General features: G+C 61.6%; 17 protein-coding genes and 5 tRNA genes. 4 read left to right on the top strand and 18 right to left on the bottom strand.

The features are described 5' to 3' along the window. Positions 1 to 82: 82 nt before the first annotated feature. The 8 genes from M2366_RS00235 to M2366_RS00200 form a co-directional block, all read right to left on the bottom strand. Positions 83 to 817 (bottom strand): UTRA domain-containing protein, encoded by a 735-nt coding sequence (locus tag M2366_RS00235; protein ID WP_259268669.1) that lies wholly within the window; start codon positions 815 to 817, stop codon positions 83 to 85. Between the two features lie 215 nt (positions 818 to 1,032). Beyond that, a tRNA-Val gene (locus M2366_RS00230) sits at positions 1,033 to 1,109 on the bottom strand. A gap of 15 nt (positions 1,110 to 1,124) precedes the next feature. After that, a tRNA-Val gene (locus tag M2366_RS00225) sits at positions 1,125 to 1,201 on the bottom strand. Positions 1,202 to 1,222: 21 nt separating this feature from the next. Next, positions 1,223 to 1,299: transfer RNA gene (locus M2366_RS00220), tRNA-Val, on the bottom strand. Positions 1,300 to 1,315: 16 nt separating this feature from the next. After that, a tRNA-Val gene (locus M2366_RS00215) sits at positions 1,316 to 1,392 on the bottom strand. Between the two features lie 16 nt (positions 1,393 to 1,408). After that, positions 1,409 to 1,485, bottom strand: a tRNA-Val gene (locus M2366_RS00210). 264 nt (positions 1,486 to 1,749) lie between these two features. Then, positions 1,750 to 3,108, bottom strand: a complete 1,359-nt coding sequence (locus M2366_RS00205) for an MATE family efflux transporter (protein ID WP_042042504.1) — start codon at positions 3,106 to 3,108, stop codon at positions 1,750 to 1,752. A 295-nt stretch (positions 3,109 to 3,403) separates the two neighbouring features. Next, a complete protein-coding gene (locus M2366_RS00200; protein WP_005908580.1) occupies positions 3,404 to 3,610 on the bottom strand; it encodes a YaeP family protein in 207 nt (68 codons plus the stop codon). A 132-nt stretch (positions 3,611 to 3,742) separates the two neighbouring features. Between M2366_RS00200 and M2366_RS00195 the strand changes: the two genes are divergently transcribed. Further along, on the top strand, positions 3,743 to 4,357 hold the full coding sequence (locus M2366_RS00195; RefSeq protein WP_259268668.1) for a riboflavin synthase subunit alpha: 615 nt from the start codon (positions 3,743 to 3,745) through the stop codon (positions 4,355 to 4,357). Between the two features lie 119 nt (positions 4,358 to 4,476). On the opposite strand, the gene M2366_RS00190 is transcribed toward M2366_RS00195, so the two are convergent. From M2366_RS00190 to M2366_RS00175, 4 genes are all read right to left on the bottom strand, one after another. Next, positions 4,477 to 4,680 (bottom strand): CPXCG motif-containing cysteine-rich protein, encoded by a 204-nt coding sequence (locus M2366_RS00190; RefSeq protein WP_042042337.1) that lies wholly within the window; start codon positions 4,678 to 4,680, stop codon positions 4,477 to 4,479. Between the two features lie 198 nt (positions 4,681 to 4,878). After that, positions 4,879 to 5,544 (bottom strand): hexitol phosphatase HxpB, encoded by a 666-nt coding sequence (gene hxpB / locus M2366_RS00185; protein ID WP_259268667.1) that lies wholly within the window; start codon positions 5,542 to 5,544, stop codon positions 4,879 to 4,881. A 128-nt stretch (positions 5,545 to 5,672) separates the two neighbouring features. Beyond that, entirely contained in the window at positions 5,673 to 6,851 is a 1,179-nt protein-coding gene (purT, locus tag M2366_RS00180; RefSeq protein ID WP_259268666.1) for a formate-dependent phosphoribosylglycinamide formyltransferase, read from the bottom strand. A 73-nt stretch (positions 6,852 to 6,924) separates the two neighbouring features. Then, on the bottom strand, positions 6,925 to 7,815 hold the full coding sequence (locus M2366_RS00175) for a DMT family transporter (RefSeq protein ID WP_259269094.1): 891 nt from the start codon (positions 7,813 to 7,815) through the stop codon (positions 6,925 to 6,927). A 225-nt stretch (positions 7,816 to 8,040) separates the two neighbouring features. Here M2366_RS00175 and M2366_RS00170 point away from each other — a divergent pair, with 225 nt between their 5' ends. After that, positions 8,041 to 8,628: an FMN-dependent NADH-azoreductase gene (locus M2366_RS00170; protein ID WP_259268665.1), complete on the top strand. Its 588-nt coding sequence runs from the start codon at positions 8,041 to 8,043 to the stop codon at positions 8,626 to 8,628. A 90-nt stretch (positions 8,629 to 8,718) separates the two neighbouring features. Here M2366_RS00170 and M2366_RS00165 read toward each other — a convergent pair whose 3' ends face one another. The 4 genes from M2366_RS00165 to M2366_RS00150 all read right to left on the bottom strand — a co-directional run bounded on the left by M2366_RS00165 (position 8,719) and on the right by M2366_RS00150 (position 11,383). After that, positions 8,719 to 8,895 (bottom strand): hypothetical protein, encoded by a 177-nt coding sequence (locus M2366_RS00165; RefSeq protein ID WP_198135277.1) that lies wholly within the window; start codon positions 8,893 to 8,895, stop codon positions 8,719 to 8,721. Between the two features lie 397 nt (positions 8,896 to 9,292). After that, positions 9,293 to 9,481 carry a DUF4250 domain-containing protein gene (locus M2366_RS00160; protein WP_042042341.1) on the bottom strand — a complete coding sequence of 63 codons (189 nt, stop codon included), beginning with the start codon at positions 9,479 to 9,481 and terminating at the stop codon, positions 9,293 to 9,295. Beyond that, a complete protein-coding gene (locus M2366_RS00155; protein WP_042042342.1) occupies positions 9,478 to 9,948 on the bottom strand; it encodes a MarR family winged helix-turn-helix transcriptional regulator in 471 nt (156 codons plus the stop codon). Before M2366_RS00155 ends, M2366_RS00160 begins: the two co-directional genes overlap by 4 nt. Positions 9,949 to 10,156: 208 nt before the next feature. Continuing rightward, positions 10,157 to 11,383 (bottom strand): YecA family protein, encoded by a 1,227-nt coding sequence (locus tag M2366_RS00150; RefSeq protein WP_259268664.1) that lies wholly within the window; start codon positions 11,381 to 11,383, stop codon positions 10,157 to 10,159. A 249-nt stretch (positions 11,384 to 11,632) separates the two neighbouring features. Here M2366_RS00150 and M2366_RS00145 point away from each other — a divergent pair, with 249 nt between their 5' ends. After that, a complete protein-coding gene (locus tag M2366_RS00145) occupies positions 11,633 to 12,577 on the top strand; it encodes a S1-like domain-containing RNA-binding protein (RefSeq protein ID WP_310508845.1) in 945 nt (314 codons plus the stop codon). A gap of 1 nt (position 12,578) precedes the next feature. Beyond that, entirely contained in the window at positions 12,579 to 12,965 is a 387-nt protein-coding gene (locus tag M2366_RS00140) for a DUF1289 domain-containing protein (protein ID WP_259268662.1), read from the top strand. A 132-nt stretch (positions 12,966 to 13,097) separates the two neighbouring features. On the opposite strand, the gene M2366_RS00135 is transcribed toward M2366_RS00140, so the two are convergent. Together M2366_RS00135 and M2366_RS00130 are read right to left on the bottom strand one after the other, a co-directional pair. Next, complete coding sequence (locus tag M2366_RS00135) at positions 13,098 to 13,421, bottom strand: HI1450 family dsDNA-mimic protein (RefSeq protein ID WP_042042348.1); 324 nt, start codon at positions 13,419 to 13,421, stop codon at positions 13,098 to 13,100. Between the two features lie 4 nt (positions 13,422 to 13,425). Then, positions 13,426 to 13,611 carry a hypothetical protein gene (locus M2366_RS00130; protein WP_259268661.1) on the bottom strand — a complete coding sequence of 62 codons (186 nt, stop codon included), beginning with the start codon at positions 13,609 to 13,611 and terminating at the stop codon, positions 13,426 to 13,428. Positions 13,612 to 13,696: the final 85 nt, after the last annotated feature.

The following is a 13,696-nucleotide window of genomic DNA, read 5'->3' as shown; positions in this document are numbered from 1 at the left end:
CGATGACGTTGCCATGACGGCACAGTGACAGCCTGATGGCAGAGGAGTAGAGGGCAGAGCAGGAATAAGGCGACGGTTGCGCTCAGGGGTTTTGGACGAGGGGCGAGTTGACTCGTTCCAGCTCGATGGCCAGGGCGTCATGGCGCCAGTATTCGTGATCGAGTTCATAGAGACGGCCAGCCTCATCGAAGTTGAGACGACGGATGAAGAGGGCGGAGGAGCCAGGGGTGAGGCCGAGCAAGCTGGCGCGCTCCCCCTCCAGGATGATGGGGTAGAACTGGATCTGGGTACGCGCCAGGTAGAGCTGGTAGTGCTCCTCGAACAAGCGGGTCAGGGATTGGCTCAGATCGTGGCGAGCAAGATCCGGGCAGCAGCTGACGCAGATATGGTTCTCCTCGAGCAGCACGATGCGCCCATCCAGGCTGCGCAACCGCTGCAGGTTCCAACTCTTGGTAAAGGCGGGCAACCCCATGGTCTGGGCCGCCTCGGGAGCCGGGTAGGCGAGCTGGCAGCTGAGCAGCCGGGTATGACCCAGGCGCCCCTGGGCTGTGACCAGCTCGTTGAAGCTGGCCCGCTCGGTCGGGTTGTAGCGCAACCTGGGAGGGGACACATACCAGCCGCGGCGATTCTCCCGATAGATGAGCCCCTTGCCCTCGAGCAGTGCCAGCGCCTCGCGCAGGGTGACTCGAGTCGTGGCGAAGGTCTGTGCCAGCTGACGCTCTGCGGGCAGCTTGCCCTGGGCCTGGATGCGACCGGCCAGGATCTCTTGCTCGATGGATTGACTGATGATCTGATAATGAAGAGCCGGGCTTTGCATGGCTGATCCTGTGATGAAGGCAAGGAAGACAAAAGCGGAAGAGCCGAAGGGGTCGTGTTCCCCTGGCGGTCTCATTGGATGACATTCAGATGTCAGCCTGATGACAAGGGACAATAAGGTGCGCTCCCCGAGGCGTCAAGGGCGCTGCCGTGATGGCGGAGGAGGGGAGCAGAACGCAAAAATCCCGCACAAGGCGGGATATTTGCGATAAATCATGGTGCGTCCTAGTGGATTCGAACCACCGACCCCCACCATGTCAAGGTGGTGCTCTAACCAGCTGAGCTAAGGACGCATGAATATCAAAATGTGGTGGGTTTAATTGGATTCGAACCAACGACCCCTACCATGTCAAGGTAGTGCTCTAACCAACTGAGCTATAAACCCACGGCTGCTATCGCAGTAATATGGTGCGTCCTAGTGGATTCGAACCACCGACCCCCACCATGTCAAGGTGGTGCTCTAACCAGCTGAGCTAAGGACGCAAAAATTCTGTGCTGATGGTGCGTCCTAGTGGATTCGAACCACCGACCCCCACCATGTCAAGGTGGTGCTCTAACCAGCTGAGCTAAGGACGCATCGCATATCAGAAAGTGGTGGGTTTAATTGGATTCGAACCAACGACCCCTACCATGTCAAGGTAGTGCTCTAACCAACTGAGCTATAAACCCACTCGAAGAGATGAATTCGCACCAGGGACACGATCTGCATCACATCATGGCATTGCTCTGACCAACTGAGCAACGAACCCACTTCATCACGCCAGCTGTGCTGACGTGGACGGCATACTACCCATGGCCCCCAAGGCTGTCAACAGCCGCTATGCACAAAGGGGACTGTTTGCCCAGTTCTTGCGCAGCCTGTTGATTTTGCAGGCGAGCCGTCCAAAAAACCTGCCATCAGACAGCGAAAGCAGCAAGCCGCCACCAGGAGGCTCAGGAGGCGCGAGGAGTGGCAAAGCGGCCATAAATCACCCTGAGCCTGGCACCCAGCATCAGGGCCGCACCGGTCAGGCCGACGATAAAGCCGACCCAGAAGCCCTGTGGCCCCATGCGCGGCACCACCCAGTCGGTGAGCCCCAGTATCATGCCGCTGGGCAGTCCCAGACCCCAATAGGCCACTATGGTGATGTAGAAAATGGCTTGAGTATCCTTGTAACCGCGCAGGGCGGCGGCGGCAATCACCTGTACCGAGTCCGAGATCTGATAGATGGCGGCGAAGAACAGCAGCAGGGCCGCCAGGGTGATCACCTTGGGATCCTCGGTGTAGATGGCGGCAATCTGCTCGCGCAACAGCACCGTCAGGGCGGCGGTGCCCGCGGCGACAGTGATGCCCAGCATCAGGCCGGTGCGGGCCGCAACCCGGGCGTGATCCGGCAGCCCTTCTCCGATGCTGTGGCCGACCCTGATGGTCACGCCTACTCCAATCGATAAGGGCAACATAAACACCAGGCTGGAGAAGTTGAGGGCAATCTGGTGGCTGGCCACTATTTCGGCGCCAAAAGGCGCCAACATCAGGGCCACCACGGTAAACAGGGTCACCTCGCAGAAGATGGCCATGGCGATGGGGAAGCCTAAGCGGAACAGGCGCCAGATCCGGCTGCCATTGGGGCGGCAGAGATTGGCAAACAGCGCAATGCTCCGAAAATGGCTGGAGAACTTCACATAGAGGATCATGGCCAGCAGCATGGCCCAGAGCACGATGGCGGTGGCCACCCCGCAGCCGACACCGCCGAGCTTGGGCATGCCGAAGTGACCGTGGATGAAGATGTAGTTGGCCGGGATGTTGACTGCCAGCCCCACGAAGCCGATCACCATGGTGGGCACCGTATGGGAGAGCCCCTCACTGAAGTTGCGCAGCACCTGGAACATCACGAAGGCAGGCAGACCCCAGAGAATGGCATGCAGATAACCGGCGGTCTTGGCCGCCATGACGGGATCCACCTTCATGTACTCCAGTGCCAGCGGGCTGACATAGAGTGCCAGCATCGCTATCGGGGTCACCATCAGGGCGAGCCAGAACGCCTGGTGCACGGCCGGGCGAACTTCATTCCGCTTACGGGCACCATTGAGCTGGGAGACGATGGGGGTGAGCGCCATGATGATGCCCTGCACCAGCAGGATCACCGGCAGCCAGAAGCTGGAGGCGACCGACACGGCGGCGAGATCGACCGCACTGACCTGACCGGCCATCACGGTATCGACGAAGTTCATGGCAATTTGCGCAACTTGCGCCACCAGAATAGGACTGGCAAGACGAATGAGTTGCCTCGCCTCGGACCAATAACGTTGCACTGACACCTCCGGTGGGAACAGCTTGGGCATGACATGATGGAACAAACGAGAAGATCGGTGCACCAGAACGGGGCACCGAGTGAGTCATTCTAACGGCAACTGACCGTCAAGCGAAACGATTGAGTGGGTTCTGCCCCCTATGGGGTAATCTGCTTGGCGGCTCGCGAAGATAGATTGAAGAGGAGGGGCGGGCCCGGCGGATGAGAGCTTCCCCTGCGTCATCACAGGGGAGCGCTGGCGCGGGCTCGGCGGATGAGAGCTTCCCCTGTGCCATCACAGGGGAGCGCTGGCGGGATCAGGCGTCTTCGTGATCGCTGATCAACAGGTTGGCGGCGGCGTAGGCGGCCTGCTGGCGCAATTCGGCGGGTACCCGTTCATCCCGGGCCACCGCATCCAGGGCACGGATGCTGGCGGCGATCGCCTGAGGGACATAGCCCTGATCCCCGGATCCAATCTGGTTATAGGCGATGCGAATAGCTTCACAACATTGATACACCTGCATTATTTACTCCTTGGTAGCCTGAGTGAGCACCTCGCCACTATAGCGAGCAGGGGCTGGCTTGTCAGCCGGTGCCCTTGTTTGCAGGGCGGAGCGAGGTTAACCTGCCTCCTTTGTCGTAGCAGGAGACGAGACATGTTCACCGGCATAGTGCAGGGGACCGCCGAACTGGTGGCCATCGAAGAGCTGCCCAACTTTCGCACCCACGTGATCCGCATGCCGAGCCCGGCTTGGGGCGAGGGATTGGCATTGGGGGCCTCGGTGGCTCACAACGGTTGTTGTCTGACCGTGACCCGCATCGAGGGGGAGCTGGTCAGCTTCGATCTGATGCAGGAGACCCTGCGCCTCACCAACCTCGGCGCACTTGCGGCAGGGGACAAGGTCAATGTGGAGCGGGCCGCCCGTTTTGGCGACGAGATTGGCGGCCATGCCATGTCCGGCCACATCATGGGCACGGCCGAGGTGAGCGCCGTCATCGACAGCCCGAACAATCGCCAGGTCTGGTACCGCCTAGCCCCCGCGCTCATGAAATACGTGCTGACCAAGGGCTATATCGGCATTGACGGCATCAGCCTGACCCTGGGCGAGGTGCGCGGCAATGAGTTCTGCGTCAACCTTATCCCCGAGACCCTGGCCCGCACCAACCTCGGCTGGGTCAAGGCGGGCTGGCAGACCAACATCGAGATCGATCCCCAGACCCAGGCCATCGTCGACACCGTCGAACGGGTGCTGGCACAGCGCCCGTCCTGATCCTGGATGAGTTGCCGGTCGCCAAGGCCAGATAAACAGAGCCCGCATCATGCGGGCTCTGTTTATCTGCGGCCAGGTTCAGGAGGGCCGTCATGGCTGGCAGGATGAGTCGTCGAGGCTCAGAACAGCTGTTCGTCATCCGCATCCACAAACAGCTGCAATCTATCCCGCGCCTCGTCCCGGTGCAGACGCAGGTGGATGGGATTGCAGCAGGCCATGCAGTCTTCATAGAACTCCTGATCCCCCTGGCTGGCATCCAGCGCCACTTGGGTATGGTGGCCGCAATGGGGGCAGACGATCCGTTTGTTGATGTAGTCGATCATGGTGATCTCCCTAAGGCCAAGAGTGAATGGCCAACGCCTAGAGTCTAGTCAGTGGGCCGCCCGCAGACTGGGATCCCGCGCATAAAGGGAACTTGTGGTGGGGGGCGTGGCGTGGGATGCAGGGAGAAGAAGGAGCGGATTGCAGTGGGAGTGCAATGAATAGCGCCGTGCAGCCAGTGCCTGCACGGCGTAGGATCTCTATTTGCCAGCGACCCAGCAGGCCAGCTGCCCGGCATCGAGCTCACTCAGGCAGTCGAGTCTGTGATCGGCGATGGCGAGACGAGGGTCATTGATCAACGCAGGATCGGGCACAATCAGCGCCTGCATGGACGCCGCCTTGGCTGCCAGCAGGCCGGTGAAGCTGTCCTCGATGGCCAGACAGTGCACAGGTTCGACGCCCAGCTTCTCGGCAGCGTGGATATAGACGTCCGGGTGGGGCTTGCCGAAGCGCTCCACCTCGGCGGAGTGGACCGCCATGAAGCGATCCTGGATGCCGAGCTTGCCGAGCACAGCCTCCACCATGTTGAAGGGGGAGGAGGTGGCCAGTCCTATCTTGAGCCCCTGCGCCTCGATCAGGGTCAGTGCCGCCAGCACCCCCTCCTTGGCCTGACCTTCCTGCAGGATGAGTGCTATCACCTGATCCAGGATGCGCTGCACCACCTCTTCCTGGGTCGGGCCGCTCCAGGGACGCAGGCGATACCAGTGGGCCACCAGCTGATCGATGCGCACCCCTATGGTGGAGTTGCAGTCCTCCTCGGTGTGGAAGTGGCCCAGCTCGGAGAAGACGGCCATCTGGGCCCGTTGCCAAAAGGGTTCCGAGTCGATCAGAACACCATCCATATCGAAGATCACGGCAGTTAACATCTTGTACTCCTGACATAGGTGAAGGGGGGATTATAAGCCCGGCGACTCAATGGAAAAGGGGCAGAAGCCCGCCCCTTGCGTCGGATCACGCAGATAAACGTTTGTTTTTACGCGGCAAAGAATGCGCTCTAGAGGAGCACCTCGACCCGGGCGGCGACCGCCTTGGCCTTTTCCACCGCCTCTTCGCACTCTTGCCCACGGGCCAGCGCCACCCCGAGACGACGGTGACCGGCGATCTCGGGCTTGCCAAAGAGACGTAACTGGGCGCCCGGCACCAGGGCCAGCGCCTCGGCAACCCCCTGATAGCGGATGTTCTGGCTGTGGCCATCGCGCAGCACCACGGCGGAGGCACTCGGCCCGAACTGGGTGATGGTGCCGACCGGCAGCCCTAGGATGGCGCGCACGTGCAGGGCGAACTCAGAGAGATCCTGGGAGATCAGGGTCACCATGCCGGTGTCGTGAGGGCGGGGAGAGACCTCGCTGAACCACACCTCGTCACCCTTGATGAAAAGCTCCACCCCGAACAGGCCATGGCCACCCAAGGCCTCGACCACCTTGGCGGCGACCTCCTTGGCGCGGGCCAGCGCCAGCTCGCTCATCGCCTGGGGCTGCCAGGATTCGCGGTAGTCACCGTCTTCCTGACGATGGCCTATGGGATCGCAGAAGTGGATGCCGTCCACGGCGCGCACGGTGAGCAAGGTTATCTCGTACTCGAAGGGGACGAAGCCTTCGACTATCACCTTGCCACGGCCGGCGCGGCCCCCCTCCTGGGCATAGAGCCAGCTCTCATCGAGCAGGGTGAGGTCGCGCAGCAGGCTCTGGCCCTTGCCGGACGAGCTCATCACGGGTTTCACCACGCAGGGCAGGCCTATGGCCTCGACGGCGGCGATGAACTCCTCCTTGCTCTGGGCGAAGCGGTAGGAGGAGGTGGGCAGACCGAGCTCTTCGGCGGCGAGCCGGCGGATCCCCTCCCGGTTCATGGTGAGCTGGGTGGCGCGGGCGTTGGGCACGACCCTGACCCCTTCCTGCTCAAGCTCTGCCAGGGTATCGGTGGCGATGGCTTCAATCTCGGGGATGATGAGGTCGGGCTTGACCTCGGCCACCAGGGCGCGCAGGGCGGCCCCATCGAGCATGTCCAGCACCTGGGCGGCGTGGGCGACCTGCATGGCGGGGGCATTGGGGTAGCGATCGGCGGCGATCACTTCTATGCCAAGGCGTTGCAGCTCGATGGCGACTTCCTTGCCGAGTTCGCCTGAGCCGAGCAGCAGGGCACGGGTGGCGCCGGGGCGGGTGGCGGTTCCAAACATCTGATCTCTCCTGATGTCCATGGTCAGGGTTGCTGACCCGAGTGAGTAAAAAAAGAGGCACGCATGGCGTACCTCAGGAAACGGATTTGTGGGCGCGCTGCTCCAGATGAGTCAGCAGCGTGATGGCGCCTATGATGATGGCGGCGCCGAGCCACAATCGGCCGGGAGGCGCCCAGCCAAACACCAGCCAGCCCGCCAGCACGTTCATGGGCAGCTTGGCAAAGTCAAAGGGTTGTACGAAGGAGGCCTCGGCCACGCTGTAGGCCCGGGCGATGGACATCTGGGCCAGGGCAGACAACACGCCAGAGACGGCGACCAGCAGCCACTGGGTTTCGCTCGGCCACTGCCATTGGGGCAGGGCCAGCATGGCGTTGAAGGGGGTGCTGAAGATGAGCAGGTAGACCACTATGGTGTGGGACGATTCGCTCGCCGCCTGATAGCGCACCAGCAGGGAGTAACCGGCCCAGAACAGGGCGGCCGCCACTGGCAGCAGGGAGGCCCAGCTGAAATCATCGGTCCAGGGCGCCAATATCAGCATGGCGCCGACGAAGCCCGCCAGGGTGGCCAGGATGCGCGCCCGGCTCACCTGCTCCTTGAGCAGCAGGGCCGAGCCCAGAGTGGCAAACAGGGGGGAGGTCATCAACAGCGCTATGCCCTGCCAGATGGGCACGGGCACCGCCAGCGCCCAGAGCCAGAACTGGATGCCGATGACTGCCAGGGCGACCCGCAGCAGGTGCAGGCGGAACTGGTTGGTCAGCAGGGATTGGCGCAGGCCGTGGCGGATGAGCCAGGGCAGCAGGCAGACCAGGGCTATCAGATATTGATGGAAGGCAACCTGGGTCGAGGGGAGGTCCAGTTTGAAGCTGACATATTGACTGAGGCTGTTGACGGCGGCGAAGCAGAGGCCTGCCACCATCATCCAGATGGCACCGGCAAAGGGGGCGTGGTTGCGGGAGGGTTCCATGGGATCCGGGTCGCTGAAAAAAGTGCGGCGGATCATAACGGCAATCGTTTGTCCTGCCAAGGGCAGGGCCATTGGCCGCACTCCTTAGGGTTGATAGAACGAGCTATCGTCAAATTTTTTGAATGAGTTGAGCATCTATTTTCGCTATCAGGCCGGAAACGCAGTGTTTATAGTAACCCTATCGACAGTCCTGCTGTCCAACTGACAATCAAATGGAGCATTACCATGGCGAATATCCTCGTACTCAAATCCAGCATCCTGGGTCAATACTCACAATCCAATGCCCTTATCGACGGCTATCTGGCCGAGCGTCAGGGAGACAAGGTGCAGGTGCGTGATCTGGCGGCCCTGGATCTGCCGGTGCTGGATGGCGAGCTGGCCATGGGTCTGCGCGGCGGCGAAAACCTCAATGAGCGTCAACTGGCCGTGCTGGCCCAGTCCGACGAGCTGGTGGCCGAGCTCAAGGCGAGCGATCTGGTGATCATCGCGGCCCCCATGTACAACTTCAACATCCCGACCCAGCTGAAAAACTGGATTGACTTGATTGCCCGTGCCGGCGTCACCTTCCGTTACACCGAAACCGGTCCGGTCGGCCTGGTCGACAGCACCCGCGCCCTGGTAGTCAGCCCCCGTGGCGGTTTGCACCTGGGTAACCCCACCGATCTGGTCACCCCCTACATGCGTACCGTGCTCGGCTTCATCGGTATCAACGAGGTGGACTTCATCTACGCCGAAGGCATGGGCATGGGCCCGGAAGCACAAGCCAAGGGCATTGAAACCGCCAAGACCCAGTTTGAGGCATTGGCCTACTGAGGGTTGAGCTAAACGGCGCAACCTGCTCCCAACAAAAAACGCAGCCTCGGCTGCGTTTTTTGTTTCGATGATCCGGGCATCAGGCTTGGACTACTCCAGGATGAAGCGGCGACAGCCGCCCAGAACCAGCAGCAGGACCACAACCAGCGAGCCAATGAGCACCAGGCTTAACCACTGTTCGGCATTGCCGGGCAGGGTCGGGGTGAACAGGCTGATCATCAGCAGGGCGCAGAGGGTGATCAAGCTGGTCTGTCGGGTTGGGATCATGGGTACCTCCTTGTGGGTTGTGCGAGAGAGTAATCGCCGCAGATGACAGTTTGATGCATCCGTGCACCAGGCTGTGTGGCGTCCCGCCCTCATATCAAGGTGCTGATCAGGCACTTCTCTATGGGGAGGGAATCTTATCCTAGCAGTTTTTTTCGGCCGGGATCGACGGGGGCGTCGCGCTGTGATCCCGATCTCGGTTGAGATGAGATCGGATCCGCCGATGATGGGGCTATCCCCCCTTTGCCGAGGGGGCTGCGGATGGCGGCCTGCTCTGCGATGGACGGGATTCAGGGATGGTTGCAGATCGCAAGCGACGGGATGGGGCGCCTGGCGCCGGTATCTTGGGGCTATCTGAGGCCTTCATCGGAGCCGTTTGCCCGGGCTCTACTCCGTTGCCTTAGCGAAACTGCTGCTGTTGGGCCTGATAGTGAAAATCGCCACTGGCGAGACGGGCCTCGAGGGCAGCTCTGTCGATATCCTGGGCCCGGCACAGATCGTCCAGATCAGCGTAGTGATCCCGCAGCTGCATATTGACCAGACTCAGCAGCATGTTGACGTCCATGGTATTGAAGCGTTGCAGATTCATGGTTGCTGCTCCTCGTCGAGCTTGTGCAGCTGCTCCATGGCCTCGTTCACGCTCTGCAGATGCTGGCGTATGCTTTGGCGCGCCTCGCTTGGCAGATAGTCGGTCAGGGTATGCTGCCAACTGCTCGCCTCGCTCTTGAGCTGGGAGAACAGGGTTTCGCCCTGCTCGGTGAGGGAGACCAGGCTGACCCGCTTGTCCTGTTCGCTGCTCTGGGCTTGGAGTATGCCCTTCTCACTGAGGCGATGGATCTCCCGGGAGATGCGCACCTTGTCCATGCCGCTGGCTTCCACCAACTCTTTCTGGCTGATGGGGTAGTTGGGGCCAAGCACCATCATCAGGCGCCACTGGGGCACGGTCAGCTGGTAGCGGGCCTGATAGAACTGCTCGAAGGTCTCCCGCACCATTTCGGCGGCGTGCACCAGCTGGTAAGGGGGATAGTGCGCAAGCAGACCGATGAGTTTTTGCATGTGAACTCCTGCTGTTATCACTGCATCGGATGCAGTTTCTCTTGATACTTTGATGATACGTAACTCAGGAGCCTTTGTCTGAAAAAGGGCCCGAGAATTGTGCACTGGCGCACGGCGCAGCAGGCAAAAGGTGCAAAAATGCGTTCCAAATGACCATCCACGCCCTGTCAGATTAGCCCTATCTCCCAGCTTCGCCTGGCACTTTGCCTTATTTTGCCTGCGCCCGTAGCCAGAGCAGTGCTCCCTCTGCCAACCAGGCGGTGCGTCCCTGCAGGGCATAGCTGGCGGCCTCGTCCCGGCTCCCGCTCTGCCAATAGTGAGGCGCCTGCTTGGGCAGTTTGCGCTGGCCGAGCAGGTAGGCTGGCACATGGGCATTGCTGGCCAGCGCCCGGGCCAGGCTCTTCTTCGCCTGGTCTGGCTCTTTGCGAGCAAACCACATCAGGGCCTGACTGTAGAGCAGGGCGCAGGAGGCCTCATCGAAGCGGGTCAGCAACGCCTCGAGGGCGTGCCACTCTGCCGTCATGGCATAGAGGCTCGCCAGGGGATAGCGGCAACCGGGTTCATCCAGACGGCAGCGCGCCAGCAAGGCTTCATACTCGCGGCGGGCCTGGGGCAGCAACCCCAGCTCGAACAGGCAATCGGCTCGTCCCGCCCAGGCGGCGAGCAGAGGGCGCGCCTCCTGGGCCACCCAGCCGTGCCCCTCCAGCCCTTGCCAGAATGGGTCATCAAAGCGCGGCTCGGCATCCTGAATGATGCGCTCGAACCAGACCAGTCGCGCCTGAGGCGAGCGGCAGGCGTTGGCTTGCTCGAACCAGCTCTGCCACTGCTTGGCCTGTTCGCTGGCCGGGGTGTGTGGTTCTTCTTGAGGCAGGGACCATTGGTGGGCCTCCAGCAAGCCATTGAGCGCACCCTTCATCTGCTGGCGCTGGCGCTTGCAGAAATCGAGGAAGGGCAGCTCGCTCGCTGCCGCCTGGTGCAACATGCGCGCCAAGGAGAGGTCCCGAAACAGGCTGAGCTCGGCGGCCAGGCGCAGGCGGCGCTGGGTGACGGGATCATTGAGATTGGCGGGGGTGGGCCAGCAGGCCAGCCCCTGGCTGAAGCCGTAGCTCCATTGACCCAGGGGGTGGCTGGTCTCGAATACCTGTTCGGGCCGATCATTTGACAGACGACATTGGCTGGGCAAGGAGAGCGCTCCCGCGTCGGCCTGGACCTGGAGCTCCTCGATGAGGTGAGCAAGGGCAAGCTCGCTCTTCTCATCGAGGGTTGCCGTGCGGCCCTGGGCCAGCAACCCCTGGAGCGGCGTCTGCCAGTCTGGCTGCTGGGGGCCTGTGAGGCGGGCACAGAGAAAACCGTGCAGCGCGGGATAGCTCATGTCGTCACCACTTTGCTGCTGCAACCAGCTATTGAGCAGGCGGGTTCGATTGGCGGGGGTCATCAGGGCTCCTCTCTCGATGGATGGCATCTGTACCAGGCACGGTGACACGGCATAAATGGCGGCGTAGTCTAGCCAAAAATGGAGAAGAATGCAGTAAACGGCGGCGAACAGCTGCTATTATCAGCAATCCTGCGAGTGCCTTCGGGACGAAATCCGAAGCTGTCTCGACCAAAAACCGTGCTTGAGAGTGGCAAATGTCACCCCATATCTCTGCAAGAGACTAGGCCCAGGCCAGCCCTTTGCGGTAATATGCGCGCCCATCCGGGCGCAGTCCGGGGACAGACTGTCCGTGAACTAAAGAGACAAGAGAGCACCATGATACAGATTGGCAAGATGAACAACCTCACAGTGATCGAACTCGAAGACAGGGGCGCCTGGCTTGCCGCCGGTGAAGAGTACGGTGAGCTGCTGCTGCCCAAGCGTCAATTGCCTGACGGGGTTGCCGAGGGTGATGAGGTTGCCGTCTTCCTCTATCTGGATGCAGATTGCGAGCCGGTGATCACCACCGACAAGCCGTTCGCCATGGTGGGCCAGCTGGCCGGTCTCAAGGTGGTCAACGCCAACAAGATTGGTGCCTTCCTGGAGTGGGGCATGAAGAAAGACTTGTTCGTGCCGACCCGGGAGCAGAACAAGCCGATGCAGGTCGGCCACGTCTATCTGGTCTATCTGATGCTCGACAACGAAGGGCGCATGGTGGGCACCAGCCGCATCGAGCGTTTCCTTGCCCAGGAGCAGCCGCCCTTCAGGGTGGGGGATCAGGTGACGGCCCTGCCCGGTGAGCACACTCCCCTTGGTATCAAGGTGGTGGTCAACGATCGCTACCCCGGCATGCTGTTCAAGAACGAGGTGTTTGGCCGCGTGATGACAGGTCGTCCCCAGACGGCCTGGGTCAAGCAGGTACGGGCCGATGGCAAGCTGGATCTGACTCTGCAAAAGCCGGACATTGGCGAGCGGATGGACGATGCGGGCGGCATCATCATGACGCGTCTGCGCAAGCAGGGCGGCGAGCTGGCGCTGGGGGACAAGAGCGAGCCGGAACTCATCTCCAAGCAGCTGGCCATGAGCAAGGGTACTTTCAAGAAAGCCATCGGCGGCCTCTACAAGCAGGGCCTGATCGTGATTGAGCCACACTGCATTCGTCTGGTTGCCACCCCCGCGGCGCAGGATGAGACGGTTCAGGGCGAGCAGGACTGAGATGGCGAGCCCCTGCGTCCAGCGCTGTGAAGCCAGGGACGATCGCTGTCTGGGCTGTGGCCGCACCTTGAGCGAGATCGGGCGCTGGTCCTCCATGACTGAGGCCGAGCAGCTTGCCATCATGGCGACCCTGACGGCCAGGACGCTTGCCTCGCCGAGCCCAGTGGTGGCCGTGATACCGGAGCTCGAACAACCTGAGTCTGTTGATCCGGCTTCGACCCATGTCTGCCCCGGCTGTGGCGAGCCTGCCTACTGCGCCGTCTCGGCGGGCAAGGAGATCGGTGAGTGCTGGTGCAGCCAGTTACCGGCTCTGCCCATGAGCGATGCGCCTGCCTGCTGGTGCCAGGCTTGCCTGGGCAAGGCGCTCCATGTCGAGGCGTTGGCCTGAGCCTTCCCGGGTGAGTCAGTTGTCAACGAAAGAAGGGCGCCGCAAGGCGCCCTTCTTCGATCGTCATCTTCGCAGATCCCCGTGCCAGTCTGACGGTGCGGGGCTATGCTGGCGAACCGTCAAGGTCAGGCATCAGGCCTGTTCGTGGCGAAACCAGCGGACATGAACCTCATCGTCACCCTGCTGGCGGGGCAGCAGGTAGCTGGCGTAGATCACCTCGAACTCCTCTTGATGATCGAGCAGGCCTATCCATACCTCGGCCCAACGCTCCAGATCCACGGGCACTCCCAGTTCCCGTGACCAGTCGGCATTGGGCAGGGTCGCCTCCACGGCGCCGCGCTGTTCGAACTCCAGGGTAATGTCGACGATCTGTTCGGGCGCCAGCATGTCGGCGGCCTGTTCGAGAAACTGATCATAGGCCCATTCGACCAGCTGATCCGGGGTACGTTGTTCCATGAAATCACTCCAGATGCTTGAGACGCGATACTGTAACAAGGATTGGCGTCGGCAGCCAGCGGGCCCTGTGCTGGCCCACCCCTGTGCAGGGCACTATGCTGATGACCGGGATGACCGGGATGACCGGGATGACCGGGATGACCGGGATGGGCGAGAGTGGGTCGAGCGTCCAGACCTTCAGGAGAGTCATGATGAAGCGACGAGGGCAGCGGTTGCAAATTCGGCGCAGGCGGGAGACCTGGTGGTGGCACTATCTGCCTCTGCATCAGGATACA

The sequence above is a fragment of the Aeromonas sp. BIGb0405 genome, assembly GCF_024807335.1.
Lineage (GTDB): Bacteria > Pseudomonadota > Gammaproteobacteria > Enterobacterales > Aeromonadaceae > Aeromonas > Aeromonas rivuli.
The sequence above is the reverse complement of the archived record's forward strand: the minus strand, read 5'-3'. Positions and strand labels throughout refer to the sequence as shown.